The organism is Bradyrhizobium sp. LCT2, assembly GCF_009931255.1.
Classification (GTDB): Bacteria; Pseudomonadota; Alphaproteobacteria; order Rhizobiales; family Xanthobacteraceae; genus Bradyrhizobium; species Bradyrhizobium diazoefficiens.
Map to the genome: position 1 here is coordinate 1,399,155 of NZ_CP034432.1, position 25,444 is coordinate 1,424,598.

The window sequence follows — 25,444 nt, forward strand, 5'->3', positions numbered from 1 at the left end:
GGCTGATGCAATGACCGACAATCGGTTCTTCAATCGATCGGAGCTCATCGGAATTCTGGTGCTCGCGGTGTTCCTGGTGGTGGTGCTGCCGCTCTCGCTCGATGTCTTCAGGCTCAATCTGGTCGCGAAATACCTGACCTATGCATTCGTCGCGCTGGGGCTGGTGATCTGCTGGGGCTATGGCGGCATCTTAAGCCTCGGTCAGGGCGTGTTCTTTGGGCTCGGCGGCTACTGCATGGCGATGTTCCTCAAGCTCGAGGCATCGAGCGTGGAGAACACCAAGATCCAGTCGACCCCCGGCATCCCCGATTTCATGGACTGGAATCAGATCACCGCGCTGCCGTTCTTCTGGAAGCCCTTCAACAGCCTCACCTTTACCATCGCCGCCATCATTCTCGTGCCCGGCATCTTCGCTCTCATCATCGGCACCGCGATGTTCAAGCGCCGGGTCGGCGGCACCTACTTCGCCATCATCACCCAGGCCGTCGCTGCCATCCTCACCATCCTGATCGTCGGACAGCAGGGTTACACCGGCGGCATCAACGGCATGACCGATCTGCGCACGCTGAAGGGCTGGGACATCCGGCCCGACCACGCCAAGATCGTGCTGTACTTCTTCGAGGTTGGACTGCTGTTCGCCTGCATCATGATCGCGCAGTTCGTCCGGCACTCCAAGCTGGGGCGCATCCTGGTCGCGATGCGCGAGAAGGAGGACCGGGTTCGCTTCTCCGGCTACAGCGTCGCGAACTTCAAGATCTTCGCCTTCTGCATCGCCGCGGTCTTCGCCGCGATCGGCGGCGCCATGTTCGCGCTGAACGTCGGTTTCATGTCGCCCTCTTTCGTCGGCATCGTGCCCTCGATCGAAATGGTGATCTACACCGCGGTCGGCGGCCGGCTGTCGATCCTGGGCGCGATCTACGGCACGCTGCTGGTCAACTTCGCCAAGACCAGCCTGTCGGAAACCTTTCCCGAATTGTGGCTGTTTGGCCTCGGCGGATTGTTCATCGCCGTGGTCCTGGCCTTCCCGAACGGCCTTGCCGGGATCTGGGGCGACTATGTGCAGCCGCGCATCGATCGCCTGATCTCGTCACGCAAACCGAAACCCGAGGGCTGGACCGAAAGCTCGGTCGCCGACGGCGCTCCGGCAGAGTGAGGAGATCATCATGCTCGTAGGTCACCACGATGCCGATGCCATGCTGGCAGTGAGGAGATAGGTCATGCTCGTCGGTCATCGCGATGCCGATGCCACGCTGGCAGTGAGGAGATAGATCATGCTCGTCGGTCACCAGCCCAAGGAATTCCTGCTCGCCGTCGAAGCGCTCACCGTGTCGTTCGACGGGTTCAAGGCGGTCAATGATCTCTCCTTCTACGTGGACGAGAACGAGATCCGCGTCATCATCGGCCCCAACGGCGCCGGCAAGACCACGGTGCTCGATCTGATCTGCGGCAAGACCAAGGCCACGTCGGGCTCGATCCAGTTCCGCGGCAAGGAGCTGACGCGGATGAAGGAGAACGAGATCGTCAAGACCGGGGTCGGCCGCAAGTTCCAGAACCCCTCGATCTACGACGATCTCACGGTGTTCGAGAATCTGGAGATCTCATATCCCCGCGGCCGCTCCGTGTTCGGCGCGCTGACCTTCACCCGCGACGCCGCCGTGCGCGACCGGGTGCACGAGGTCGCCGAGATGATCTTCCTGAAGGATCGGCTCAACGTGAACGCCGATCTGCTCAGCCACGGCCAGAAGCAATGGCTCGAGATCGGCATGCTGCTGATCCAGGACCCGGACCTCTTGATGCTGGACGAGCCCGTCGCCGGCATGAGCGTGTCCGAGCGTGCCAAGACCGCCGAGCTGCTCAACCGCATCATCAAGAACCGCTCGGTGCTGGTGATCGAGCACGACATGAAGTTCGTCGAGGACATCGCGCACAAGGTCACCGTGCTTCACCAGGGCCAGATCCTCTCCGAGGGGACCATGGAGAAGGTGAAGAACGATCCCAAGGTCGTTGAAGTCTATCTGGGTCATTAGGAGCGCGATGATGCTGGCAATTTCCGACCTCCACGTCGCCTACGGCCAGAGCGAGGTGCTGCATGGGCTCAACGTCAAGGTCGCGCCGAACGAGATCGTTGCGATCATGGGCCGCAACGGCATGGGCAAGACCACGCTGATGAAGTCGCTGATGGGCATTCTGCCGGCGAAAAGCGGCTCGGTGACCATGGACGGCGCCGAGCTCGGTGGTCTGCCGAGCTACGAGAGGGTGGCCAAGGGCCTCGCCTATGTGCCGCAGGGCCGCATGATCTTCTCGACCATGACGGTGAAGGAGAACATCGAGACCGGACTCGTCGTCTCCGGCGGCACCGAGGTACCTGAAGACATCTACGAATTATTCCCGGTGCTGCTGGAGATGAAGGGCCGCCGCGGCGGCAATCTGTCCGGCGGCCAGCAGCAGCAGCTCGCGATTGCGCGGGCGCTCGCGACCAAGCCGAAGGTGCTGCTGCTGGATGAGCCGACCGAAGGCATCCAGCCGTCGATCATCAAGGACATGGCGCGCACCCTGAAGCGCATCCGTGACGAAAAGGGGCTCTCGATCGTCGTGTCCGAGCAGGTCCTGAGCTTCGCGCTCGAGATCGCCGACCGCGTGCTGGTCATCGAGAACGGCGAGATCGTCCGCGACGATCCGCGCGACGCCGTCGATGCCGCGCAGGTCTCCAAATATCTGTCCGTCTAACCAACCGTAGTAAAAGGGGAGCATCTCGATGCCAGAGACACTGATCAAGGTCGATCTCACCAAGTCGGCCTACGAAAATGACATGGTGCATAATCGCTGGCACCCCGACATTCCGATCGTGGCCTGGGTCAATCCCGGCGACGATTTCATCATCGAGACCTATGACTGGACCGGCGGCTTCATCAAGAATAACGATTCCGCCGACGACGTGCGCGACATCGATCTGTCGATCGTGCACTTCCTCTCCGGCCCGATCGGCGTCAAGGGCGCCGAGCCCGGCGATCTCCTGGTCGTTGACCTGCTCGACGTCGGCCCGCTCAAGGAGAGCCTGTGGGGCTTCAACGGCTTCTTCTCCAAGCAGAACGGCGGCGGCTTCCTGACCGACCACTTCCCGCTGGCGCAGAAATCGATCTGGGACATCAAGGGCCTCTATACCTCGTCCCGTCACGTTCCGGGCGTCAACTTCGCGGGCCTCATTCATCCCGGCCTGATCGGCTGTCTGCCCGATCCGAAGATGCTGGATATGTGGAACAAGCGCGAGGCCGAGCTGATCTCGACCAACCCGACCCGCGTGCCCGGCCTTGCCAATCCGCCATTCGCGCCGACCGCCCATGGCGGCCGTGCCAAGGGCGACGTCAAGGCGAAGATCGGCGCCGAAGGCGCGCGCACGGTGCCGCCGCGCGAGCATGGCGGCAATTGCGACATCAAGGACCTGTCGCGCGGATCGAAGATCTACTTCCCGGTCTATGTGCCCGGCGCCGGTCTCTCGATGGGCGACCTGCACTTCAGCCAGGGCGACGGCGAGATCACCTTCTGCGGCGCGATCGAGATGGCCGGCTGGCTGCATCTGAAGGTCGAGGTGATCAAGGACGGCATGGCGAAGTACGGCATCAAGAACCCGATCTTCAAGCCGTCGCCGATCACGCCGAACTACAAGGACTATCTGATCTTCGAAGGCATCTCGGTCGACGAGGCCGGCAAGCAGCACTATCTCGACGTCCACATCGCCTACCGCCAGGCCTGCCTCAACGCCATCGAGTATCTGAAGAAGTTCGGCTACTCCGGCGCGCAGGCCTATTCGATCCTCGGCACCGCGCCGTGCCAGGGGCACATTTCCGGCGTGGTCGACGTGCCCAACGCCTGCGCCACGCTATGGTTGCCGACGGAGATCTTCGACTTCGACGTGATGCCGTCGGCGGCAGGTCCCATCAAGCACATCACGGGCGATATCCAGATGCCGATCTCGCCGGACAAGTAATCCCTGCGCGACGGGATGCGGGACGGCGCGTATCTGCCGCCCCGCATCCGCCGCCAGGTGTGTTGAACAGGCAAGAGCGTGGGGATGATGCGATGCCGGTCTATGAATATCTCTGTGACGACTGCGGTCCCTTCAAGGACCTGCGCCCGATGGCGGAATGCGACGATCCGCAAAGCTGTCCGCATTGCGAGACCATGGCGCCGCGGGTGATCCTGACCGCGCCGAATTTCTTCTGCATGCCGGCGGAGAAGCGCAAGGCGCACGCCGTCAACGAGCGTAGCACGCACGCGCCGCAGACGCTCGCGCAATACAAGGCCTCGCACGGCCCCGGCTGCGGCTGCTGCTCCACGGGCAAGACGGTCAAGGACAAGAGCTCGACGGACAAGAGGAAGCCGGCGCGGTTGATGACCAAGAGCAGGAGCGGCGCCAAGGGTTTTCCAACGGCCCGCCCCTGGATGATCAGTCACTAACCCACGCGACCGCTCGATCGGCGGCCAACCCAGAACAACAAGTCAAGAACAGGAGCGGTCAAAATGCTTCACGGCGACATTTCCAGCAGCAACGACACCGTCGGCGTCGCAGTGGTGAACTACAAGATGCCCCGCCTTCACACCAAGGCCGAGGTGCTCGACAACGCCCGCAAGATCGCCGACATGGTGGTGGGCATGAAGGTCGGCCTGCCCGGCATGGACCTCGTGATCTTCCCCGAATACTCCACTCAAGGGATCATGTACGATTCCAAGGAGATGTATGAGACCGCCTCGGCGGTGCCCGGTGAAGAGACCGCGATCTTCGCCGAGGCCTGCCGCAAGGCGAAAGTGTGGGGCGTGTTCTCGCTGACCGGCGAGCGCCACGAGGAGCACCCGCACAAGGCGCCCTACAACACCTTGATCCTGATGAACGACAAGGGCGAGATCGTCCAGAAGTACCGCAAGATCATGCCCTGGGTGCCGATCGAGGGCTGGTATCCCGGCAATTGCACCTATGTCTCCGACGGCCCGAAGGGCCTCAAGGTCAGCCTGATCATCTGCGACGACGGCAACTATCCGGAGATCTGGCGTGACTGCGCCATGAAGGGCGCCGAGCTGATCGTGCGTTGCCAGGGCTACATGTATCCGGCCAAGGAGCAGCAGGTCCTGATTTCCAAGGCCATGGCATGGGCCAACAATGTCTATGTCGCGGTCGCTAATGCCGCCGGCTTCGACGGCGTCTATTCCTACTTCGGCCACTCCGCGATCATCGGCTTCGACGGCCGCACCCTCGGTGAGTGCGGCGAAGAGGATTACGGCATCCAGTACGCCCAGCTGTCGAAGCATCTGATCCGCGACGCGCGCCGCAATGGCCAGTCGCAGAACCACCTCTACAAGCTGGTCCACCGCGGTTACACCGGCATGATCAATTCCGGCGAAAGCCCGCGCGGCGTTGCGGCGTGCCCGTATGATTTCTACAAGAACTGGATCAAGGATCCCGAAGGCACGCGCGACATGGTCGAGGCGATGACCCGCTCGACGCCGGGGACCGACGAGTGCCCGATCGACGGCATCCCGAACGAGGCGGCGGCCAGCAACTACTGAGCCGTCGCGGATGTCGCGGGGTAGGCAAAGCGTTCGCGGGCCCGCCCCTCATCGCGGGCTCACGGGCAGGGCGCCAAGTGTGTTCGTGGCGCAGCGCCAAGCCCCGACTGGCGGGGCAGTTCTACTGTGCATGGGGTTGTTTTCGAGATTTTTTGGCAGAGCGGCGGATCAGCTCGCCACGCCTACCGCTTCTTCTGCTCGGGCTTGCGCGGTGGCCGCGGCGGCACGGGCGTGCCGGCCATCTTGTTGGCGGTCTCGCTGACGTCGAGCAGCGAGCGACGAATGTCCTCGATGTAGCTCGCCGACTTCTTCCTCATGGTGTCGGTCAGCTCGCGCAGCCCCTGCACCGTCTCGAACAGCTCGTCGGCCTTGCCATCGACGAAGCCCGGCACCACGCCCTCGATCTTGGTGACCGCCTTGTCGAAGCCTGCGAAGGCACTGTCGACCTTGGCCATGACGGAATCGATTTCGCCGCCCTTGCTCCTGAGGTCGGCGCTGGAGTTCTCGAATGTGCGGAGCCCCTCCTTGATCGCAGGGGCGTTGCTCACGATCGTGCGGTCGACACTGTGCAAGGTGTCGACGATGGATTCGACGTCGCTGAGATCGGCGGTGAGCACGGGAATGCCGTCCGAATCAAGCGGCACCGGCGGTGCGGAAGGCGCGCCGCCGATCAGGGAGACCGCGGCGACGCCGGTGAGACCCTGGAACTCGATTCCCGCCACGGTGTCCTTGCGGATCGGCGCGGAGTTGTCGAGCATCACCAGCGCCACGACCTTGCGGGGATTGTCCAGCTTGATCGACAGGATCTGGCCCGCGAGCACACCGTCGAAATTGACCGGGCCGCCCCGGCGCAGGCCGCTGGCGGAACCGCCTTCGAACACCACGCGCAACTGGCTGCGACTCTGGATGGTGCGCCATTTCTGTACGCCGAGCAGGCCGCCGAACGCCACGGCGATCACCGCCAGCGTCGCCGTCCCGATCACCAGATTGCTCGCGCGTGCCATGCGGGTGCGATTTTACGACCAAAGCGGGGAAGTTGGAAGGAGACCGAACGACCGCAATGCTAACGCGGGCGGGTTAACGACTTGTCCGCCGTAGCTCGAAGAGCGAAGGCGGAAGCGTAACCCGCCACGGCTCCCCGCCGTGCAAAATGGCGCGCTAATCCGCTCTATGCGACATCAATGCCCGGCCGCGCGCTTTGCCGCGGCATTGTTCAGCACGATCAGGGCATCGACCGCCACGCCCGTCCTGGTGTTGATCAGGAACGGATTGATGTCGATCGAGGCGATCCGGTCGCCGGCATCCGCGATCAGGTTGGACAGGCCGACCAGCGCCTTCACCGCGGAGGCCTCGTGCAAGGCCGGCTTGCCGCGATAGCCGCGCATCTTGATGCCGGCCTTGGTGCGGCCGATCAGGAGCCGCGCCTCGGCCTCGTCCAGCGGCGCGCCCGCGAGCGCGACGTCCTTCATCAGCTCGATGTCGATGCCGCCGGTGCCGAACAGCACGACCGGACCCATCTCGGCGTCGAGCGAGGCGCCGACCACGAGTTCGAGGTCGGCCTTGACCTGCTGCGCGATCAGGATGCCGTCGAGCCTCGGCTTGCCCTTCAGCCGCTTCACCCGCGCGGTGATATCGGCGAACGCCTTCCTCACCTCGGCCGCATTGCTCAGGTTCAGCACCACGCCGCCGATGTCGGACTTGTGCAGGATCTCGGCGCTGACGACCTTTGCCACGACCGGGAAGCCGATCTGCTTCGCGATCTTCACGGCTTCCGCCGCCGTCTGTGCGATCGCTTCCTTCGAGGTCGGGATGCCATAGGCCTTCAGGAGCTTCTTCGAGGCGACTTCGTCGAGCGCGGCGCCGTTCGCCGATGTCAGCGCCTTTTCCAGCACGGCACGCGCGGCGGGTTTCGAGCTCGAGACGATGTCGGGTACTTCCTTGCGTAGCTTCGCATAGGCGAGCAGTGACTTGATCGCGGTCACCGCGCGGTCCATGCCCTGCATGACCGCGAGATGCGGCAGCGATTTGCGCAAGGACTTGGTGAACTCGGTGAAGCCGATCGACATCGCGCTGATGTAGATCACGGGCTTCGAGGCCCGGCTCGCCATCTCGTCGACGATGCGCAGGTTACGCTCGCGCAGCTCGTGCGGCGCCTTCGGCAGCTCGGCATCGATGATGACGATGTCGATTTCGGGGTCGTCGATCATCAGCTTGATCGACTTCATGTAGACGGAGGGATCGACGACCGCGGCAAAGCCGGCGTCAAGCGGATTGCCGACGATCGATCCGGGCCCGAGCATCCTCGCCAGCTCCGAGCTGACATGCGGGCTGAGCGGCGCGAAGTTCAAGCCTTCCGCATAGAAGGCGTCGATCAGCATGCCGCGCTTGCCGCCGGACAGCGTGACCGCGGCGAGCCGGTCCCCGTTGGGTACGGCGGCGTGGACGAAGCATTCGGTGGTCTCGATCAATTCGTCGAGCCCGCCGACCCGGATGACACCTTCACGCGTTGCGATTGCGTCGAACGTCTCGATCGAGCCCGCCAGCGCTCCGGTGTGCGCCATCGCCGCGGCGCGGCCGCCCTCGGATGCGCCGAGCTTGAGCGCGATCACGGGCTTGCTCGCCGCGCGCGCCGCCTTGCAGGCGTCGCGAAAGGCCTTTGTGTTGCGCACGCCCTCGAGGTAGACGACGATCACCTTGACGCTCGGATCCTCCGCGAAATAGCGCATCAGGTCCGGCGTCTCGAGCCCGGCCTCGTTGCCGGTCGTGACCATGTAGCCGACGCCGACGCCGCGATCCTCCAGCGCCTGGCGGATCGCCATGACGATGGCGCCGGATTGCCCGGCGATCGCCACCGCGCCCTGTTCCATGGTGACGATGCGGTCGTCGATATTGGTGAAGAGCTTTTCGCCGGCGCTTAAGTTGCCGAGGCAATTCGGGCCGGTGACGGCGAGGCCGGTTTCGCGGATGGCCGCTTGCAGTTCGGCGGCGAGCTTCTGGCTCTCGTCATCCTGCAACTCGCTGAAGCCGGAGGTGACGATGGTGGCCGAGCGCGCGCCGGCCGCGGCGGCATCGCGGATCACCTGCACGGCGAAACGCGCCGGCACCAGCACCAGGACATGATCGGGCTTTTCCGGGAGGGCTGCAAAATCCTTGTAGCAGGGCACACCCCAGATCGTCTCGCGCTTGGCGTTGACCGGATAGAGCCCGCCCTCGAAGCCGTATTTGACCAGATTGTTCCAGATGCGCTCGGCATAATTGCCGGGCTTGTCGGTTGCGCCCACCAGCACGATGTTGTGCGGGTGCAGCATGGCATGGATGCCCTTTACGATGTCGCTGGCGTCGGGCGATGGAGACCATGGGCGCGGAGAGGAGAATGCAGCAGATACGCGAGCTTCCATGGTGTGACCTCACCTGTTGTTCTTCTTGGTGGCGCGTCACTCTGTTCTATGGCGAGTTCTTCGCAGTAGCAACCACATGGTATGCCGTGTGATGGAATGAGCGATGCATCGCTGCTATTCATTCGCTCCCATCAGGACGCCATGCAGGACATAACGTTCGGGACCGGACGTAACGGCGTCGAACGGCCAGCAGGTGGCGAGCACGAGCTCGACATCCTGTGTCGCGGGATCGATGCCCGATGCGTCGAAACGGACAACGGTCGCAGAATCCACGCGATAGCGGAAATGCCTGCCGTCGCGGCGGGTGATCTCGATCACGTCTCCGATCGCGACATTCCGCAAGAAGCGGAAATGCGTATCGCGATGGGCGGCATAGACGGCAACGCCGCGCTCGCCGGCATCGACTGTCCGCTCGATATGGCCGGGTCCGAAAGCAAGTGCCTGGCCGCTCGCGCCGTCCAGCACGATCGCGCTGGCGCCGATCCGCTTCACCTCGATCCGTGCGACCGGCCAGGTGTCGGCCCATGACCACGGCTTGACCACCTCTCCCGTCGCAACGCTTCGGTCGAACGCGCGCTCCAGCAGCACCTGCGCGAGCCACGCCTTGGCATGGATATAGGCGCCGTCGCCGAACAGGACGGCGCCGATCAGCGCGAGAACCAGGGGAGAGATGAGGCGCGGCATTGAGTATCTCTTGTTCGTCGTTCCGGGGCTCGCGTAGCGAGAACCCGGAACCTCGAGATTCCGGGTTCGGCTCTACGAGCCGCCCCGGAATGACATTCCCCAAAAAAGGCGCGCGCGGCCGTTGGGTAGGGGACGGGCAGCCGCGCGCGCTAACAGAGGAGTTCGGGGGGCTCCTCTCTCAAGCGGCGACAGTGAGCAAGGGCTGACGCCGGTTGAACACGAACAGGATCAGGGCGAGCACGATCAGGACCAGACCTCCGATCATCTTCAGCTCGGCCGAGGTGGCGGTCTTGGGCAGGCGGATCGCGTCGGGTGCGGCGGGGGTCGGCCGCCTTGCCGCCGGCTGGTTGCGCGCATCGGCATGACGTTCGCGCAGCTGCGTCGGCACCTGCTGCGGCCGTTCGCCGAAGATCTTCTCGAAATCCCAGCCGGCCGGCAGGTTGATCGGCAGCTCGCTTAGCTTGAGCGGTTCTCCCTCGGGGCGGCTCGGGGTCTTATCGACTGCGACGAGGCTGGTCAGCCGCGTGACGATCTGATGGTCGAGCGCCAGCGCCAGGATCGCCTTGTCGGCCTCTTCCGGCGTCATCTCGCGCATCGTGCGCGCCACTTCGGCGTCGCCGATCTTGCGCCTGGCCCAGAGTTTTGACAGGCCCTTGCCTTCGGCGGCATTCTGCAACGGCAGCGTCACCGACCACGGACGGTCGCCGACGCGACCCTTGATCTCGAGCGAGCCTGCGAGCTTGTCGAGCCTGGCCGCCAGCACCAGGGGCTCGTCGCGATAGACGTCCGGAATGATCGCCGGGGTGACGTCGGCCGTGGCTTCGGAGAACTTTGCGCTGAGGCCGGTCACCGCCGGATTTTCCAGCTTCGCGAACAGGCCGCGCATGCGCTCCTCGACCTGCTCGACAGAGCCGATATGGGTGAAGGCGCCGCGGCCGAGCTCGGAAGCGCGCGTCATCAGATAGGTGTTGGGCGCGGACCCGATGCCGACCATGAACACGCGCGAGCGGCCGCGCATCGCCGTGATCGTCTCGAACAATTGCTGCTCGTTGCCGATCGCGCCGTCGGTCAGGAACACGACCTGGCGAACCATGCCGGTGTCACCGATCTTGTCGGTCAGCGCGGCGCGCATCGCCGGCACCATCTCGGTGCCGCCGCGCGCCTGCAAGGCGCTGACGAACGAGGTCGCTTCGCCGACATGGGCGGCATCCGCCGGCACGGAGGCCGGAAACAGCACGTCCATGGTATCGTCGAAACGGATGACGTTGAAGCGGTCGGCCGGCTGGAGGCGGCCGAGGGCGTAGAGCAGGCTCGCCTTGGCCTGGACGATCGAGGTGCCACCCATCGAGCCCGAATTGTCGATCACGAACACGACCTCGCGCGGCAGCGGCTTCTGCGTCGCCTGCTCGGCGCTCGGCGGCGTGACGAAGGCGAGCAGGTAATCGGCATCGCCGACATGCTCGCGGAACAGGCCGACCGACGGTGCTTTCTGAGCCGCCGGCTTCCACGTCAGTTCGAAATCGCGGTCGGCGGGCACCGCGCCGTCGGCGAGCGTGACGATGCGCGTCGCGTTGTCCGGGCTCTCGATCTTGACGTTATGATGGTGGCTCTTGACCTCGCCGAGCGCAAAGCCGGCCTTCAGACGCACTGTGATGCTGGTCGGGTTAGCGGGCGCATTCCTGGCGGGATCCAGCACTGTCGGGGAAATACGCTCGCGGTCGGGCACGGGATCGGACGTGGCGGCGCCCCAGCCGGAGCCGTCGTTGCGGAAGTCGACACTCTGTACAATCGGCGCCGGATTGTAGCGCGGGGCGACCACCAGCGGCACGCGCAGCGAATATTCATTGCCGGATTGATGCACCGGCTCCTGATATTCGATCTGCACCAGCACGGTTTCGCCGGGACCGATATTCGCCACCGAGTTGGTGAAGATGTTGGGCCGCTCCTGCTCGGTGAGCGCGGCCTTCTGGCCGGCGCTGCGCGCCTGTTCGTAGATCACGCGCGCCTGCTGCCGCTCCTTGATGTAGCCGACGATGACGCGGTCGCCGACCACCATCTTCAGCGTGTCGACGGCGCCATTGGTCGCGAGCGGATAGACATAGGTGGCCTCGACCCAGTCCTTGGTCGGATTGCGGAACACCTGGGTGACGCGGGCGCGCAGCGTCGGGCCCGATACCGTGATGTCGATGTCGGTGCCGAGGCGGATCGCTTCGGTGGTGGCGCCGTCCTCCTTCAGCAGCAGGCTGCCCGATCGCGCCTCGCCGGGCTGGAGCAGGCTGGCCTGTTCGGTCGTTGCCGACCAACTCGTCCCGAAGCTCACCAGCAGGGCCACGAAGGCGACCAGCATCACCGCGATGCCCTGCGCGAGAAGAAACAATCCGAGCTTGATCAGCCGGCTCAGCATGGGATGTTCGTCGCTGTCGGCTGTGTCGTAAGTATTCATTTGGCCTGCTCCCGAAGGATGTTTGCAGGCTCAGCATCCGCCGGGAGGGCCTGATTTCGCGAGCAGAATGATCGGCAATGTTCCGCCGCGGCCGGCCCGGGCGGGCGGCGGACGGGTGGCCATGTGCGGTTTTGTGCTGGTTTGTCCGCCCTGCTAGAATGGTGCTCCCAAGGCAGGGGTGACGATGCAGACGCAGGACGACAAGCAGCTTTCGGACGAGCAGAGCCGCGAGATCGCGGAGACCATTCGCGAGGAGCTCGCCAGGCGCCGGATCTCCCGGCAGGCGCTGGCCGAGCAGGCCAAGCTCAGCCTGTCGACGCTGGAGAAGGTGCTCGGCGGCCGCCGGCCGTTCACGCTGGCGACGACGGTCCGGCTGGAGCAGGCGCTGGGCGTGTCCTTGCGCAAGAGCGTCGTCGTCGTGACGCCTGCGGCCGCGAACGATGTCGCGCCCGACAGCCTCGGCTCCTATGCGCATCGCGCGGTGACCTGGCTCGAGGATGTCTACATCACGCTGCGGCCGTCGTTTGGCGACAAGGACGCGATCTTCGCCTACCGCACCGAAATCTTGTGGGAGCCGAAGGTCTCGTCGCTGGTCTTCCGCGAGGGCGATCGGACCGATGCCGCCTATGAGCATACCGGCGAGGTCGCCGTGCCGCATCAGTCCGGCTTCATCTATCTCGTCATCATCAAGCACGGCCAGCATCGCGTGATCACGGTGTCGCGGCCGACGGTCGCCGGCGAGATGTACGGCATCATCTCAACGCTCCGCGCCGGTCCCGGCTCGCAGCTGACGCCGATTGCAGCACCGATCGCCTACGTGCCGCTCAGGAATGTTCCGAAGCCGTCCTTGGGACGGGTCGCGCCCGGCGACGCCAACTATGAGCTGTACCGAAAACACCTGCGCCGCACGGTGGAAGAGCCGTTCGCGCTGTTCTTGCCGGCATAGGTTCACCCTCGGTTCACCCCTGGAAATCCGCGGACAAGGGGATGGCGGCCTCGCGGCTGCCATCCCCCATGCACGGACAGTTCGCCGAGAACTAGCCGCTCGGCTCCGCGCTGATGATGGGGCCGAACAGTTCCCACTGGCCGTTCTTGAACCGCCACATCTTGAGCTGTTCGATCGGCGCGAAGTCGGTGGGCGAGGTGTTGATCTTGATCCCCGGGATCAGCGTATCGGGGGCGAAGTCCTTCAGGCTGGCGGCCTGCTTCATCACGTTCTCGCGGGTGAGATTGTCGCCCGCCTGCTTCAGCACCTGCACCATCGTCTGGGCCGCGGCATAGCCGTAGACCAGATTAGCGTCCGAGATGTTTGCGCCGGGCATGTATTTGTCGATGAAGGCCATGAACTTCTTCATGCCCTCGTCGTCCTTCCATTGCGGATCCGACGCGTCCTTCAGATAACCGGCCGATAGCACGCCCTCGGAGGCTTCGAGGCCGGCGGGCTTCATCACCGCGCCGATGGACACCGAGACATCCGTCATCAGGTGCATCGGCTTCCATTCCAGCTCCGCGATCTTCTTGATGGCTTGCGCCGCGAATTTCGGGGTCGAGATGTTCACGAAGACGTCCGCGCCGGTGCCCTTGAGCTTGACGATGTGCGAGTCGATCGATGGCTCCGAGGTCTCGTAGCTCTCCTCGGCCACGATCAGCTTCGATGCCTTGTCGCCGAACACGTCCTTGATGCCGGCGACGTAGTCCTTGCCGAAATCGTCGTTGGCATAGAAGATCGCGACCTTCGCGTCCGGCTTCTCCTTCAGGATATATTTTGCGAAGATCCGCGCCTCGACCCGGTAGCTCGGCTGGAAGCCCATCGTCCACGGGAAATTTTGCGGGTCGTTCCACTTGCTGGCACCGGTGGCGAGGAAGAGCTGCGGGATCTTCTTGGCGTTGTGATATTTCTGCACGGCGGTCTGGGTCGGCGTGCCCAGCGCGTTGAACACCAGGAACACTTCGTCGCTCTCGATCAGCTTGCGGACCTGCTCCACGGTCTTGGGCGGCGAGTAGCCGTCATCATAGGAGATCCAGTTGATCTTGCGGCCGTTGATGCCGCCCTGGTCGTTGATCATCTTGAAATAGGCTTCCTCGGTCTTGCCGATGACGCCGTAAGCGGAGGCGGGGCCGGAATAGGCCTCGACATTGCCGATCTTGATCTCGGTGTCGGAGGCGCCGGTATCGTACCTCTTCTGTGCGTAAGCCCCTTGAACCGAGAGCAATGTCAGGGCCGTCGCCGCCGCGAGCAGGACGCGTTTCTTGTTTTTCATGGAAATTCCTTGGGTTTCTTGTGGGTCGGAGCAGGCACTACAAAAGGAAAAAGCGCCCGCGAGAGGGGCGCTTTGGTCAGGCGTTGGCGACTTTCTTGTCGACTTCGGAGGCCGCCGAGAATTCCTTGCGCAAGGTCGGCTTGTGGATCTTGCCGGTGGCGTTGCGCGGCAGCGCATCGACGAAGCGAATTTGGCGTGGGCATTTGAAGCGCGCGAGATTGGCCGCGCAATGTGCGAAGACGTCGGTTTCCGTCAGCCTTTGTCCTGGCTTGACCGCGACGATGGCAAGGCCCACCTCGCCCCATTGCGGATCGGGAATGCCGATGACGGCGGCTTCGGCGATGGCGCCAAGCTGGTGCAGGACGTTCTCGACCTCGGCCGGATAGACGTTCTCGCCGCCGGAGATGTACATGTCCTTCCAGCGGTCGACGATGTAGTAGAAGCCTTCCTCGTCGATTCGCGTCGCATCGCCGGTGTGGAGCCAGCCGTCGGTGAAGGAAGATTTGTTCGCCTCCGGCCTGTTCCAGTAGCCGGGCGTGATGTTTGGTCCCTTCACCCAGAGCTCGCCAAGCTCGCCGACATCGGCGTCGCTGCCGTCGGGCCGCACGATCCGCACCTCCGTGTGCAGCACCGGCTTGCCGGCGGAGCCGGCCTTGCGCGCCGCATCCTCGCGGTCGAGCACCAGCACGGCCGGCGAGGTCTCGGTCATGCCATAGCCCTGCTGGAGTGCGACGCCGCGCGCCTCCCAGACCTTCAGCAGCGGCACCGGCATTGGCGCGCCGCCGACACCGCCGACGATCAGCCGGGTAAGGTCGGTCGTTGCGAAGGCGGGATGCTGCGCCATGAACTGGTAGATCGCGGGGACGCCGAAGAACACGTTGATGCCCTGCGCGGGATCGTTGATCAGGCCGAGCGCCGTGCCGGGATCGAAGGCCCGCATGATCATCACGGTGCCGCCGGCATGCAGCACCGGATTGGTGTAGCAATTCAGCCCGCCGGTATGGAACAGCGGCAGCACGGTAAGCAGCACCGAGGACGGTCCGATGCAGGCGGGACCGCCGAGATTGACGCAATTCCAGAACGTCATGCCGTGGGTGATGGTCGCGCCTTTCGGATGACCCGTGGTGCCGGACGTGTACATGATGGTCGAGACGTCATCGAGTGTGACCTCCTCGATCCGGTCGAGCGGCTTTGCGGCGGCGATGCCGGCCTCGTAGGCCCCGCCGGGGCCGAGCAGCAGGCTGGTCGCTACACCGCAGAGCTTGGCGACGCTCAGCGCCGTCTCGGCGAGGTCGGCATCATGGATCATCACCTTCGGCGCGCAATCAGCGGTGATGAACTGGAGTTCGGGAACGGTGAGGCGGGTGTTCAGCGGCACGAAGATCGCACCTAACCGCCCGCAGGCAAACTGCACCTCCAGCGTATCGGTCGTGTTCAGCGCCAGCACCGCGACGCGGTCGCCGCGCGAGACCTTCAGCGTGTGACACATGAACGAGGCGAGACGCGAGACCCTCGCATCCAGCTGCGAATAGGTGAAGCGGCGCTCGCTCGCGAGGTCGATGACCGCGACCTTGCCAGGCGTGCGGCGGCCATGATGGGCGATCCAGTCGTAGTAACGAACGGCCAAAAAACCCTCCCTCGGCGGTCTTGTGCCGCCTGTATCCCTATTGCCGTGCAATGCCCGGCGTGGCCCTGGGGCCAGCCGGAGTTTGTGCAACACGTCTTTTTTGATTTGGAGTTGGCGCGCGAGGGGCGAAAATCGTCTTGCGTTGAGTTGCTAGGTGATGGCCTGCTGAATGGCCTTCCCGGGTCAGCCACTCCGCGCAAGTGAGCTGCCCAGGTTCCAGCCATGGTGGATGAGACGAATCCGTCCGCGAGGCGAGAGTGCGATGAAGAGCCCGTTCTATACCGCCGAGCACGATGCCTTCCGCGACGTGATGCGCCGCTTTGTCGAGAAGGAGATCTCGCCCTTCGCCCATGAATGGGACGAGGCCGGCGAATTTCCCCGCGCGCTCTATCGCAAGGCGGCGGAGATCGGCCTGTTGGGGCTCGGATTCCCCGAGGAATACGGCGGGATTGCCGCCGACCAGTTCATGAAGATCGTGGCGAGCCAGGAGCTGGCGCAGGCCGGCGCCGGCGGCGTCAGCGCCAGCCTGATGAGCCACACCATCGGCTCGCCGCCGATCGCGCGTGCGGCGCGGCCGGAGGTGAAGGCGCGCGTGCTGCCGCAGGTGCTGGCAGGCGAGAAGATCTCCGCGCTCGCGATCACCGAGCCGGGCGGCGGCTCGGACGTTGCAAACCTTCGCACGCGGGCGCGGCGGGACGGCGATCACTACGTCGTGAGCGGCGAGAAGACCTTCATCACCTCGGGCATGCGCGCCGATTATCTGACCGTCGCCGTGCGTACGGGCGGCGAGGGCGCCGGCGGCGTCAGCCTGCTCCTGATCGCGGGCGACACGCCCGGCCTGTCCAGGACAAAACTGAAGAAGATGGGCTGGTGGGCCTCCGACACCGCGACGCTGCATTTCGACGACTGCCGCGTGCCGGCCGAAAATCTGATCGGCGAGGAGGGCCAGGGCTTCAAGATCATCATGCAGAATTTCAACAGCGAGCGCATGGGTATGGCGGCGGGCTGCACCGCCTTCGCACGCGTCTGCCTCGACGAGGCGATTGCCTACGCCAAGGAACGCAAGACCTTCGGCAAGCCGCTCGCCCAGCATCAGGTCATCAGGCACAAGATCGTCGACATGGCGCAGAAGGTCGCGGCCTCGCAGGCGATGCTGGAGATGCTGGCCTGGCGCCTGGAGCAGGGCGAAAGTCCGGTCGCCGAAATCTGCATGATGAAGAACCAGGCAACGCAGACCATGGCGTTCTGCGCCTCGGAAGCGGTGCAGATCTTCGGCGGCGCCGGCTTCATGCGCGGCATCAAGGCCGAGCGCATCTACCGCGAGGTCAAGGTCAACGCCATCGGCGGCGGTACCGAGGAGATCATGAAGGATCTTGCGTCGCGGCAGATGGGGCTGTGATGCACGCTGTCATTCCGGGGCGGCGCGAAGCGTCGAACCCGGAATCTCGATATTGTAGGACTCATCTCTGGATTCCGGGTTCGCGCTTCGCGCGCCCCGGAATGACGAAGGGAAAGAAATGCTATTCACCGCCGACCACGACGACATCCGCCGCTCCTTGCAAAAATTCGTCGCGAACGAGATCAATCCGCACGTCGACGAATGGGAGAAGGCCGATATCTTCCCCGCGCACGCGCTGTTCAAGAAGATGGGCAGCCTCGGCTTCCTCGGATTGAACAAGCCGGTCGAATTCGGCGGCTCGGGGCTCGACTATTCCTATGCGCTGATGATGGCGGAGGAGCTCGGGGCCATCACCTGCGGCGGCGTGCCGATGGCGATCGGGGTGCAGACCGACATGGCGACGCCGGCGCTGGCGCGGTTCGGCTCCGACGAGGTGCGGCGCGAATTCCTGGCGCCCTCGATTGCGGGTGATTTCGTCGCCTGCATCGGCGTCTCCGAGCCCGGCGCCGGCTCCGACGTCGCCTCGATCAAGACCGCTGCGCGCTCCGACGGCGACGACTATGTCATCAATGGCGGCAAGATGTGGATCACCAACGGCACCCAGGCCGACTGGATCTGCCTGCTCGCCAACACCGGCGATGGGCCCGTTCACCGCAACAAGTCGCTGATCTGCGTGCCCATGAAGGCCAAGGGCGTCACGGTCGCCCGCAAGCTCGACAAGATGGGCATGCGCTCGTCCGACACCGCGCAGATCTTCTTCGACAATGTCCGCGTGCCCAAGCGCAACCGGATCGGCGAGGAGGGCAAGGGTTTTACCTACCAGATGATCCAGTTCCAGGAGGAGCGGCTGTGGGGCGCGGCCGCCTGCCTCAAGGCGCACGAATACATCATCAACGAGACCATCGAATACACCCGCAACCGCAAGGCTTTTGGCCAGAGCATCCTCGACAACCAGGTCGTGCACTTCAAGCTCGCGGAGATGCAGACCGAGGTCGAGCTGCTGCGCGCACTGATCTATCGCGCCGGTGAGGCGCTGGTGGCGGGTGAGGACGTGACCAGGCTCGCGACCATGGCCAAGTTGAAGGCCGGCCGGCTCGGCCGGGAGCTCACCGACGCCTGCTTGCAATATTGGGGCGGAATGGGCTTTACCAACGAGACGCCGGTCAGCCGTGCCTATCGCGACAGCCGTCTGACCTCGATCGGCGGCGGCGCCGACGAGGTCATGCTGATGGTCCTGTGCAAGATGATGGGCACGCTGCCCGGCAGCAAAGGGAATGCATCATGATCACGCTCTATCACTGCGACGCCGCACGCTCGTTCCGTCCGCTCTGGATGCTGGAGGAGATGGGGCTGCCGTACGAGTTGAAGATGCTGCCGTTCCCGCCGCGAGTGTTCGCCAAGGAGTATCTCGCGCTCAACCCGCTCGGCACGATTCCCTTCATGATCGACGGTGAGACGAAGATGACGGAGTCCTCGGGCATCTGCCACTACCTCGGCACCAGATACGCCCCGACGCCGCTGATGGTGGACGTCGAGGATCCCGCCTATGGCGCGTTCCTGAACTGGATGTATTTCAGCGATGCCACGTTAACCTTCCCGCAGACGCTGGTGCTCCGCTACACCCAGCTCGAGCCGGAGGAGCGCCGCAATCCGCAGGTCGCCGGCGACTATGCCAAATGGTTCCTGGGCCGGCTGCGCGCCGTTGAGGCAGCGACCGCGAATGCCGAAACCTTGTGCGCCGGCCGCTTCACCGCCGCCGACATCGTGATCGGCTACGCGCTCCGCCTCGCCGACAACATCGGGCTCGCCAAGGATTTCGGGCCAAACGTCGCAGCCTATTGGGCGCGATTGCAGCAGCGCGAGGGCTTCAAGCGCGCCGTTGCTGCGGAGCAGAAGGCTGGAGTCGAGCAGAATGTCGCGCCGCGGGTAAGGGCGTAGTTGTCGTCCTGGCGAAAGCCAGGACCCATTACCCCGGTAATCGTTTGGAGTGGGAGGTGTAACCGTCGACCTTCGCCAAATTCCTTACTGTGGGAATGGGTCCTGGATCCGCGCTCCGCTTCGCTGCGCTTGTCCAGGACGACGATGCTGGAGAGAGTTCCGGGTTCGCCCAACGGCCTACCGGAACCGCTGCCCTTTTGCGCGCCCTGACAGCGCTATCCCTTCGTGACAGCGCTCAAATTTGCGCTAAGGTGATCTTCGTCCGCAGCGGCCAGAGAGCCGCGCGAGGAGGACCCCAATGGAAGATAACGGTCGCGAATCCGACCATCTGATGCTGATCACGCCGGAACGGGTGTTTTATGCCGGCCTGCTCGGCCGCCCACGCAAGCGGACCCCCGGCTGCTGCCATGTCTATGTGGCGGTCAAGGGCAACCTGCACCTGACGATCGACGATGTCCTCGCCACCGGCGAGCTGTTCGTCACCCTGCCGAACCAGCGGCATTCCATTGCCGGCGACTACCGCACTGCAATCAGCGTGACGCTCGAGCCCGAAAGCATGCCGGATGGCGTGATCGAGGCTTTGGCCGAGCGGCTGACCGGACCGGACCGGGCCGTCTATGCCCGCAAGATCCTCGCCGCCTACGCGCTGCTGCGCCAGCGCCGCTACGGCGACATCACCACCGCCGAATTCGACGAGATGTGCTTTGGCGAGGCGCTGCCGCGCCGCGTGCTCGATCCGCGGGTGATGCGCGCGGTCGCGCGCATCGGGCGCTTCTCCGGCGAGCCGGTGACGGCGGATACCTGCGCGGCCGAAGCAGGTCTTTCCGCCTCGCGCTTCCTGCATCTGTTCAAGGAGGAGACCGGCATCTCGTTCCGCTCCTTCCGCGCCTGGAAGCGCGCGCGGCACTTGCTGCATTTCGCCAACCAGGACCTCAACCTCGCTCATCTCGCGCAGGACATCGGCTATCCCGATAGCACGCATTTCAGCCACTCGATCCGCCGCTTCTACGGCTTGAAGCCGCGCGCGATCTTCGTCGGCTCGCGCGATCTTGCGATCTATCGCAGCACCGAGACGGTGAGGCTCGCGGAAGCGAGCTAGGCTCGCTCTCGTAGGGTGGGCAAAGCGAAAGCGTGCCCACCATTTTCACCGAATACCAAGACGTGGTGGGCACGGCGCAAGAGCGCCTTTGCCCACCCTACGCACCTACAACTCGCTATTTTCCAGCTTCTCCGCGCAAGAAGCCGCATGCCGCGCGTCACATGATCGCAAGCGTTGAATTCTCAACGTGCGAGACATCCAAGTCATGAGCGTCAAGGCATGAGCGACAAGGCCGTCATCACCTGCGCGCTGAACGGCGTGCTCACCGACCCCAAGCAGCACAACGTGCCGGTGACGCCGGAGCAGATGGCGCGCGAGGCCAAGGCTGCGTTCGATGCCGGCGCCAGCATCATGCACATCCATCTGCGTCAGCAGGCGCCGAACAAGGGGCACCTGCCGTCCTGGGAGGTCAGTGTCAGCAAGGAGATCCAGCAAGCGATCCGCGAAGCCTGCCCGGGCGTGATCATCAACCACACCTCGGGCGTGTCGGGGCCGAACTACTCAGGCGCGCTCGACTGCATCCGCGAGACCAGGCCGGAGATCGCCGCCTGCAACGCCGGCTCGCTGAATTATTTGAAGGTGAAAGCCGACAACACCTGGGCCTGGCCGCCGATGATGTTCGACAACGCCGTCGAGAAGGTGAAGGACTATCTCGACGTCATGAACGCGGTCGGCACCATCCCCGAGTTCGAATGCTTCGATGTCGGCATCGTCCGCTGCGTCGGCATGTACACCCAGGTTGGCATGTACAAGGGCCCGCTCGAATATAACTTCGTGATGGGCGTCGCCTCCGGCATGCCGTCGGATCCCGACCTGTTGCCGATCCTGATCAAGCTGAAGCGTCCGGAGGCGCATTGGCAGGTCACGGCGATCGGCCGCGAGGAGATCTGGCCGCTGCACCAGCGCTGCGCCGAGCTCGGCGGTCACCTGCGCACCGGCCTCGAGGACACCTTCTATCTCGCCGACGGCACGAAGGTGACGTCGAACGGCCAGCTGATCGAAGCCGTCGCCGCCTGTGCCCGCCGCGCCGGCCGCGAGATCGCAAGCCCCGCCGAGGCGCGGAAGATCTTTGGGACGAATCGGTAAGCCACACTCCGTCGTTCCGGGATGGCCCGAAGGGCCAGGCCCGGAATCCATAACCACGATCGGGAATATGGATTCCGGGCTCGCGCTACGCGCGCCCCGGGATGACGGGAAGGAGCATTAATGTCCATTCTCGAAAACACCATTTCCCCCGGCAGCGCGGCCTACCACGCCAACCGCGACGGCATGCTGGGTTTGATCGACCGCATGCGCGCGCTGGAAGAGCGCACGCGTGCCGCATCGGCCGCGGCAAAGGACCGCTTTCACAAGCGCGGCCAGCTGCTGCCGCGCGAGCGCGTCGCGCTGGTGCTCGATCCCGGCGCGCCCTTCATCGAGCTGTCGACGCTCGCCGGCTACATGTTCGACGTGCCCGATCCGAACAAGAGCGTGCCGGGCGGCGGCGTCATCGCCGGCATCGGCTTCGTCTCGGGCATCCGCTGCATGGTCAGCGCCAGCGATTCCGGCATCGACGCCGGCGCGCTGCAGCCGTTCGGCCTCGACAAGACGCTGCGGGTGCAGGAGCTCGCGCTGGAGAACAAGCTGCCCTACGTGCAGCTGGTCGAAAGCGCCGGCGCCAATCTCTTGCGCTACCGCGTCGAGGATTTTGTTCGCGGCGGCAACATCTTTCGCAACCTGGCGCGGCTCTCGGCGGCGGGCCTGCCGGTCGTGACCGTAACGCACGGCTCATCGACCGCGGGCGGCGCTTATCAAACGGGCCTGTCCGACTACATCGTCATGGTGCGCGGCCGCACCCGCGCCTTCCTCGCAGGTCCGCCACTGCTGAAAGCCGCAACCGGCGAGATCGCGACCGAGGAAGAGCTTGGCGGCGCCGAGATGCACACCCAGGTCTCCGGCCTCGGCGACTATCTCGCCGAGGACGATCGCGACGCGCTGCGCATCGCGCGCGAGATCATGGCGGCCCTGGAGTGGGAGCGGCCGGACGGAGCTGCTCCGCAATTCAAGCCGCCGCGCTACGACCAGGACGAGCTGCTCGGTATCATGCCGATGGACCACAAGCGCCCCGTGGACATGAAGCAGGTGATTGCCCGCATCATCGATGATTCCGACTTCACCGAGATGGCGCCGAATTACGGCCCGGCCACTGTCTGCGGTCATGCCCGCATCGAGGGCCAGGCCATCGGCATCATCACCAACAACGGCCCGCTCGATCCTGCCGGCGCCAACAAGGCAACGCATTTCATCCAGGCTTGCTGTCAGACCCGCACGCCGCTGCTCTATCTCAACAACACCACCGGCTACATGGTCGGCAAGGCCTATGAGGAAGCCGGCATGATCAAGCACGGCTCCAAGATGATCCAGGCGGTGACGTCGGCGACGGTGCCGCAGATCACCATCTATTGCGGCGCCTCGTTCGGCGCCGGCAATTACGGCATGTGCGGGCGCGGCTTCCATCCGCGCTTCTGCTTCTCCTGGCCGAACGCCAAGACGGCGGTGATGGGCGGCGAGCAGGCCGCCGAGACCATGGCCATCGTGACGGAAGCCGCCGCCGCGCGGCGCGGCAAGCCGATCGAGAAGGACAAGCTCGATGCGATGAAGGCGCAGATCGTCGGCGTGTTCGATGGTCAGATGGACGTGTTCTCGACCAGCGCGCGCGTGCTCGACGACGGCGTGATCGATCCGCGCGACACCCGGGCGGTCCTCTCCGAAGTGCTCGCGATCTGCCGCGAAGGCGACGCACGCACGCCCCAGCGCATGCAGTTCTCGGTGGCCCGGCCATGAGGAACGGATCAGTGCAGCACCGGCCGTTCTTCAAGGTCCTGATCGCCAACCGCGGCGAGATCGCGTTGCGGGTGATGCGCAGCGCGCGCAAGCTTGGCCTCGGCGTCGTCGCGGTCTATTCCGACGCGGATCGCGATGCGCTCCATGTGCGGCAGGCCGATCAGGCCGTGCGCATCGGCGAGGCGCTGCCGGCGCAATCCTATCTCAACATCCCCGCGATCATTGCCGCGGCGAAAGCCAGCGGCGCGGATGCCGTCCATCCCGGCTACGGTTTCCTCGCCGAGAACGAGGACTTTGCGCAGGCCTGCAAGGACGCCGGTCTCGTCTTCATCGGCCCGTCGCCCCAGGCGATCGAGGCGATGGGCAACAAGGCCGGTGCCAAGGAGATCATGCGGAACGCCGGTGTGCCCTGCGTGCCCGGCTATCAGGGCCTTGAGCAAGGCGACGAGGTCATGCTCGCGGAGGCCAAGAAGATCGGCTTTCCCGTGATGATCAAGGCGGTGGCCGGCGGTGGTGGCCGCGGCATGCGGCTCGTGACCGATGCTGCATCCTTCCCCGACGCGCTGCGCAGCGCGCGGTCGGAGGCGAAGGCTGCGTTCGGTGATGCCACGGTCATCCTCGAACGCGCGATCCAGAATCCACGCCATATCGAAATCCAGGTGTTCGGCGACAACCACGGCAACGCCATTCATCTCGGCGAGCGTGACTGCTCCGTGCAGCGGCGGCACCAGAAGCTGATCGAGGAAGCGCCGTCGCCGGCCGTCACGCCGGAGCTGCGTGCGAGAATGGGCGAGGTCGCCGTCGCCGCGGTGAAGGCGCTGCGTTACGAGGGCGCCGGCACGCTGGAATTCCTGCTCGATGCGAGCGGGGAGTTCTACTTCATGGAGATGAACACCCGTCTCCAGGTCGAGCATCCCGTGACCGAGGCGATCACGGGGCTAGATCTCGTCGAGCTGCAGCTGCGCGTCGCGCGCGGCGAGCAATTACCGGTGAGGCAGCAGGACATCCGCTTCGCAGGTCACGCCATCGAGGTGCGGCTCTGCTCGGAAGATGCCGCGCAGGATTTCATGCCGCAGTCCGGCAGCATGGCGCGCTGGCAGGTGCCGGATGGCATCCGCGTCGAGCACGCGCTGCAATCAGGCTCGGAGATCCCGCCGTTCTACGATTCCATGATCGCCAAGGTGATTAGCCACGGCGCGACACGCGAGGAGGCGAGGGGACGGCTGATCGTCGGCCTGGAGCAGCTCACCGCCTTCGGCGTGACCACCAACCAGGCCTTCCTGATGTCCTGCCTGCGTCATCCCGGCTTTGCCAGGGGCGAGGCGACGACGGCGTTCATCGGCGCTCATCGCGACGAGCTGCTGGCTCCCCCGGCGGACGCGGCGTTCGGCACGGCGCTGGCAGGCCTGCTGCTCTACGTCACAAATCCGCGCGCGCCGTCATGGCGGGGCGGCCGGAGCCTGTCGGCAACGTTTCCGCTTCCTGCGAAAATCGAGATCGCCGGCCAGGCGCGCGAACTCGAAGTTACGCGAGAGCGGGATGGTGGGTACACCGTCGCCACCGACGGCCGGCAGGACAAATTCGAAATTGATCAGCTCGATCCTGACGCGATCCGCTTCCGTCACGACGGTATGATGGACAGCGCCAAATTCCTGCGCGATGGCGATCGGCTCTATCTCCAGCATCGCGGCTTTCCGCTCGCGGTGACCGACTTCACTCTCGCTGCGCCAAAGGCGGCGGCAACCAACGGCGGCGACGGAAAAGTCCGCGCCGCCATGAACGGCCGCGTCGTCGCCGTCCTGGTCAAGCCGGGCGACCGCGTCGCCGCCGGCCAGCCGGTGCTGACGCTGGAAGCGATGAAAATGGAGCACGTCCACAAGGCCGGCATCGACGGCGTGGTCGCCGCGATCGACGTCACCGAGGGTGAGCAGGTGACCACCGGCAGGATCGTCGCGGAGATCGGAGCGGGGTAGCGCGGCAAATTCGATTGCGAGCGCAGCGAAGCAATCCAGAATCTTTCCGCGGCGGCAGTCTGGATTGCTTCGCTGCGCTCGCAATGACGACGGAGATGCTGCCCCGAACTCAACTCGCTGTGGGTTGCTGGCCTCCGCCTCGTATGGAATCATAAATAATTTCAAAGAGATGTTAGAAATTTGCATCGATCGCGCGATTCAGATTGAACAATGTTCATTAGTGGGTTACCAATACTGAAC

Annotated in this window: 20 protein-coding genes; 14 read left to right on the forward strand and 6 right to left on the reverse strand. The window is 64.6% G+C overall.

Features of this window, described 5'->3' with window-relative positions; all coding sequences use genetic code 11:
• Positions 1 to 10 precede the first annotated feature (10 nt).
• From urtC to EI171_RS07285, 6 genes are all read left to right on the forward strand, one after another.
• A complete protein-coding gene (gene urtC / locus EI171_RS07260) occupies positions 11 to 1,153 on the forward strand; it encodes an urea ABC transporter permease subunit UrtC (protein WP_028172642.1) in 1,143 nt (380 codons plus the stop codon).
• 118 nt (positions 1,154 to 1,271) lie between these two features.
• On the forward strand, positions 1,272 to 2,027 hold the full coding sequence (gene urtD / locus EI171_RS07265) for an urea ABC transporter ATP-binding protein UrtD (RefSeq protein WP_011083791.1): 756 nt from the start codon (positions 1,272 to 1,274) through the stop codon (positions 2,025 to 2,027).
• Between the two features lie 10 nt (positions 2,028 to 2,037).
• Entirely contained in the window at positions 2,038 to 2,727 is a 690-nt protein-coding gene (gene urtE / locus EI171_RS07270) for an urea ABC transporter ATP-binding subunit UrtE (protein WP_161532940.1), read from the forward strand.
• Positions 2,728 to 2,755: 28 nt separating this feature from the next.
• Complete coding sequence (gene fmdA, locus EI171_RS07275) at positions 2,756 to 3,985, forward strand: formamidase (RefSeq protein ID WP_161532941.1); 1,230 nt, start codon at positions 2,756 to 2,758, stop codon at positions 3,983 to 3,985.
• A gap of 92 nt (positions 3,986 to 4,077) precedes the next feature.
• Positions 4,078 to 4,455, forward strand: a complete 378-nt coding sequence (locus EI171_RS07280) for a zinc ribbon domain-containing protein (RefSeq protein ID WP_161532942.1) — start codon at positions 4,078 to 4,080, stop codon at positions 4,453 to 4,455.
• A gap of 63 nt (positions 4,456 to 4,518) precedes the next feature.
• Positions 4,519 to 5,559: an aliphatic amidase gene (locus EI171_RS07285; RefSeq protein WP_161532943.1), complete on the forward strand. Its 1,041-nt coding sequence runs from the start codon at positions 4,519 to 4,521 to the stop codon at positions 5,557 to 5,559.
• Positions 5,560 to 5,741: 182 nt separating this feature from the next.
• Here EI171_RS07285 and EI171_RS07290 read toward each other — a convergent pair whose 3' ends face one another.
• The 4 genes from EI171_RS07290 to EI171_RS07305 all read right to left on the reverse strand — a co-directional run bounded on the left by EI171_RS07290 (position 5,742) and on the right by EI171_RS07305 (position 12,084).
• Positions 5,742 to 6,563, reverse strand: a complete 822-nt coding sequence (locus tag EI171_RS07290; protein WP_161532944.1) for an MlaD family protein — start codon at positions 6,561 to 6,563, stop codon at positions 5,742 to 5,744.
• A 174-nt stretch (positions 6,564 to 6,737) separates the two neighbouring features.
• Entirely contained in the window at positions 6,738 to 8,957 is a 2,220-nt protein-coding gene (locus EI171_RS07295) for an acetate--CoA ligase family protein (RefSeq protein ID WP_161532945.1), read from the reverse strand.
• Positions 8,958 to 9,071: 114 nt separating this feature from the next.
• A complete protein-coding gene (locus tag EI171_RS07300; RefSeq protein WP_161532946.1) occupies positions 9,072 to 9,641 on the reverse strand; it encodes a class GN sortase in 570 nt (189 codons plus the stop codon).
• Between the two features lie 178 nt (positions 9,642 to 9,819).
• Positions 9,820 to 12,084 (reverse strand): marine proteobacterial sortase target protein, encoded by a 2,265-nt coding sequence (locus tag EI171_RS07305; RefSeq protein ID WP_161532947.1) that lies wholly within the window; start codon positions 12,082 to 12,084, stop codon positions 9,820 to 9,822.
• A 184-nt stretch (positions 12,085 to 12,268) separates the two neighbouring features.
• Between EI171_RS07305 and EI171_RS07310 the strand changes: the two genes are divergently transcribed.
• Complete coding sequence (locus tag EI171_RS07310; protein WP_161532948.1) at positions 12,269 to 13,030, forward strand: helix-turn-helix transcriptional regulator; 762 nt, start codon at positions 12,269 to 12,271, stop codon at positions 13,028 to 13,030.
• 91 nt (positions 13,031 to 13,121) lie between these two features.
• On the opposite strand, the gene EI171_RS07315 is transcribed toward EI171_RS07310, so the two are convergent.
• Entirely contained in the window at positions 13,122 to 14,345 is a 1,224-nt protein-coding gene (locus EI171_RS07315) for an ABC transporter substrate-binding protein (RefSeq protein WP_038965212.1), read from the reverse strand.
• Between the two features lie 76 nt (positions 14,346 to 14,421).
• Positions 14,422 to 15,972: a long-chain fatty acid--CoA ligase gene (locus tag EI171_RS07320; RefSeq protein ID WP_161532949.1), complete on the reverse strand. Its 1,551-nt coding sequence runs from the start codon at positions 15,970 to 15,972 to the stop codon at positions 14,422 to 14,424.
• Between the two features lie 262 nt (positions 15,973 to 16,234).
• Here EI171_RS07320 and EI171_RS07325 point away from each other — a divergent pair, with 262 nt between their 5' ends.
• The 7 genes from EI171_RS07325 to EI171_RS07355 all read left to right on the forward strand — a co-directional run bounded on the left by EI171_RS07325 (position 16,235) and on the right by EI171_RS07355 (position 25,204).
• On the forward strand, positions 16,235 to 17,371 hold the full coding sequence (locus EI171_RS07325; protein ID WP_028172653.1) for an acyl-CoA dehydrogenase family protein: 1,137 nt from the start codon (positions 16,235 to 16,237) through the stop codon (positions 17,369 to 17,371).
• A 118-nt stretch (positions 17,372 to 17,489) separates the two neighbouring features.
• On the forward strand, positions 17,490 to 18,656 hold the full coding sequence (locus EI171_RS07330; protein ID WP_161532950.1) for an acyl-CoA dehydrogenase family protein: 1,167 nt from the start codon (positions 17,490 to 17,492) through the stop codon (positions 18,654 to 18,656).
• The gene (locus tag EI171_RS07335) at positions 18,653 to 19,309 is read left to right on the forward strand and encodes a glutathione S-transferase family protein (protein WP_011083803.1); all 657 of its coding nucleotides are present in this window, start codon (positions 18,653 to 18,655) and stop codon (positions 19,307 to 19,309) included. The genes EI171_RS07330 and EI171_RS07335 overlap by 4 nt, the downstream gene beginning before the upstream one ends.
• 298 nt (positions 19,310 to 19,607) lie before the next feature.
• Positions 19,608 to 20,408, forward strand: a complete 801-nt coding sequence (locus EI171_RS07340) for an AraC family transcriptional regulator (RefSeq protein ID WP_028172655.1) — start codon at positions 19,608 to 19,610, stop codon at positions 20,406 to 20,408.
• 219 nt (positions 20,409 to 20,627) lie between these two features.
• Positions 20,628 to 21,494: a 3-keto-5-aminohexanoate cleavage protein gene (locus EI171_RS07345; protein ID WP_161532951.1), complete on the forward strand. Its 867-nt coding sequence runs from the start codon at positions 20,628 to 20,630 to the stop codon at positions 21,492 to 21,494.
• A 120-nt stretch (positions 21,495 to 21,614) separates the two neighbouring features.
• A complete protein-coding gene (locus EI171_RS07350) occupies positions 21,615 to 23,231 on the forward strand; it encodes an acyl-CoA carboxylase subunit beta (protein ID WP_161532952.1) in 1,617 nt (538 codons plus the stop codon).
• On the forward strand, positions 23,228 to 25,204 hold the full coding sequence (locus tag EI171_RS07355; RefSeq protein WP_161532953.1) for an acetyl-CoA carboxylase biotin carboxylase subunit: 1,977 nt from the start codon (positions 23,228 to 23,230) through the stop codon (positions 25,202 to 25,204). Before EI171_RS07350 ends, EI171_RS07355 begins: the two co-directional genes overlap by 4 nt.
• Positions 25,205 to 25,444: the final 240 nt, after the last annotated feature.

What these genes read in the sequence shown, in the direction of transcription:
- EI171_RS07285 (WP_161532943.1), top strand. Translation starts at nt 4,519, where the DNA reads ATGCTTCACGGCGACATTTCCAGCAGCAACGACACCGTCGGCGTCGCA.
- EI171_RS07330 (WP_161532950.1), top strand. Translation starts at nt 17,490, where the DNA reads ATGCTATTCACCGCCGACCACGACGACATCCGCCGCTCCTTGCAAAAA.
- EI171_RS07310 (WP_161532948.1), top strand. Translation starts at nt 12,269, where the DNA reads ATGCAGACGCAGGACGACAAGCAGCTTTCGGACGAGCAGAGCCGCGAG.
- EI171_RS07340 (WP_028172655.1), top strand. Translation starts at nt 19,608, where the DNA reads ATGGAAGATAACGGTCGCGAATCCGACCATCTGATGCTGATCACGCCG.
- EI171_RS07300 (WP_161532946.1), bottom strand. Translation starts at nt 9,641, where the DNA reads ATGCCGCGCCTCATCTCTCCCCTGGTTCTCGCGCTGATCGGCGCCGTC.
- EI171_RS07335 (WP_011083803.1), top strand. Translation starts at nt 18,653, where the DNA reads ATGATCACGCTCTATCACTGCGACGCCGCACGCTCGTTCCGTCCGCTC.
- EI171_RS07355 (WP_161532953.1), top strand. Translation starts at nt 23,228, where the DNA reads ATGAGGAACGGATCAGTGCAGCACCGGCCGTTCTTCAAGGTCCTGATC.
- EI171_RS07325 (WP_028172653.1), top strand. Translation starts at nt 16,235, where the DNA reads ATGAAGAGCCCGTTCTATACCGCCGAGCACGATGCCTTCCGCGACGTG.
- urtD (WP_011083791.1), top strand. Translation starts at nt 1,272, where the DNA reads ATGCTCGTCGGTCACCAGCCCAAGGAATTCCTGCTCGCCGTCGAAGCG.
- EI171_RS07350 (WP_161532952.1), top strand. Translation starts at nt 21,615, where the DNA reads ATGTCCATTCTCGAAAACACCATTTCCCCCGGCAGCGCGGCCTACCAC.
- EI171_RS07280 (WP_161532942.1), top strand. Translation starts at nt 4,078, where the DNA reads ATGCCGGTCTATGAATATCTCTGTGACGACTGCGGTCCCTTCAAGGAC.
- fmdA (WP_161532941.1), top strand. Translation starts at nt 2,756, where the DNA reads ATGCCAGAGACACTGATCAAGGTCGATCTCACCAAGTCGGCCTACGAA.
- EI171_RS07305 (WP_161532947.1), bottom strand. Translation starts at nt 12,084, where the DNA reads ATGAATACTTACGACACAGCCGACAGCGACGAACATCCCATGCTGAGC.
- EI171_RS07295 (WP_161532945.1), bottom strand. Translation starts at nt 8,957, where the DNA reads ATGGAAGCTCGCGTATCTGCTGCATTCTCCTCTCCGCGCCCATGGTCT.
- EI171_RS07290 (WP_161532944.1), bottom strand. Translation starts at nt 6,563, where the DNA reads ATGGCACGCGCGAGCAATCTGGTGATCGGGACGGCGACGCTGGCGGTG.
- EI171_RS07315 (WP_038965212.1), bottom strand. Translation starts at nt 14,345, where the DNA reads ATGAAAAACAAGAAACGCGTCCTGCTCGCGGCGGCGACGGCCCTGACA.
- urtC (WP_028172642.1), top strand. Translation starts at nt 11, where the DNA reads ATGACCGACAATCGGTTCTTCAATCGATCGGAGCTCATCGGAATTCTG.
- EI171_RS07345 (WP_161532951.1), top strand. Translation starts at nt 20,628, where the DNA reads ATGAGCGACAAGGCCGTCATCACCTGCGCGCTGAACGGCGTGCTCACC.
- urtE (WP_161532940.1), top strand. Translation starts at nt 2,038, where the DNA reads ATGCTGGCAATTTCCGACCTCCACGTCGCCTACGGCCAGAGCGAGGTG.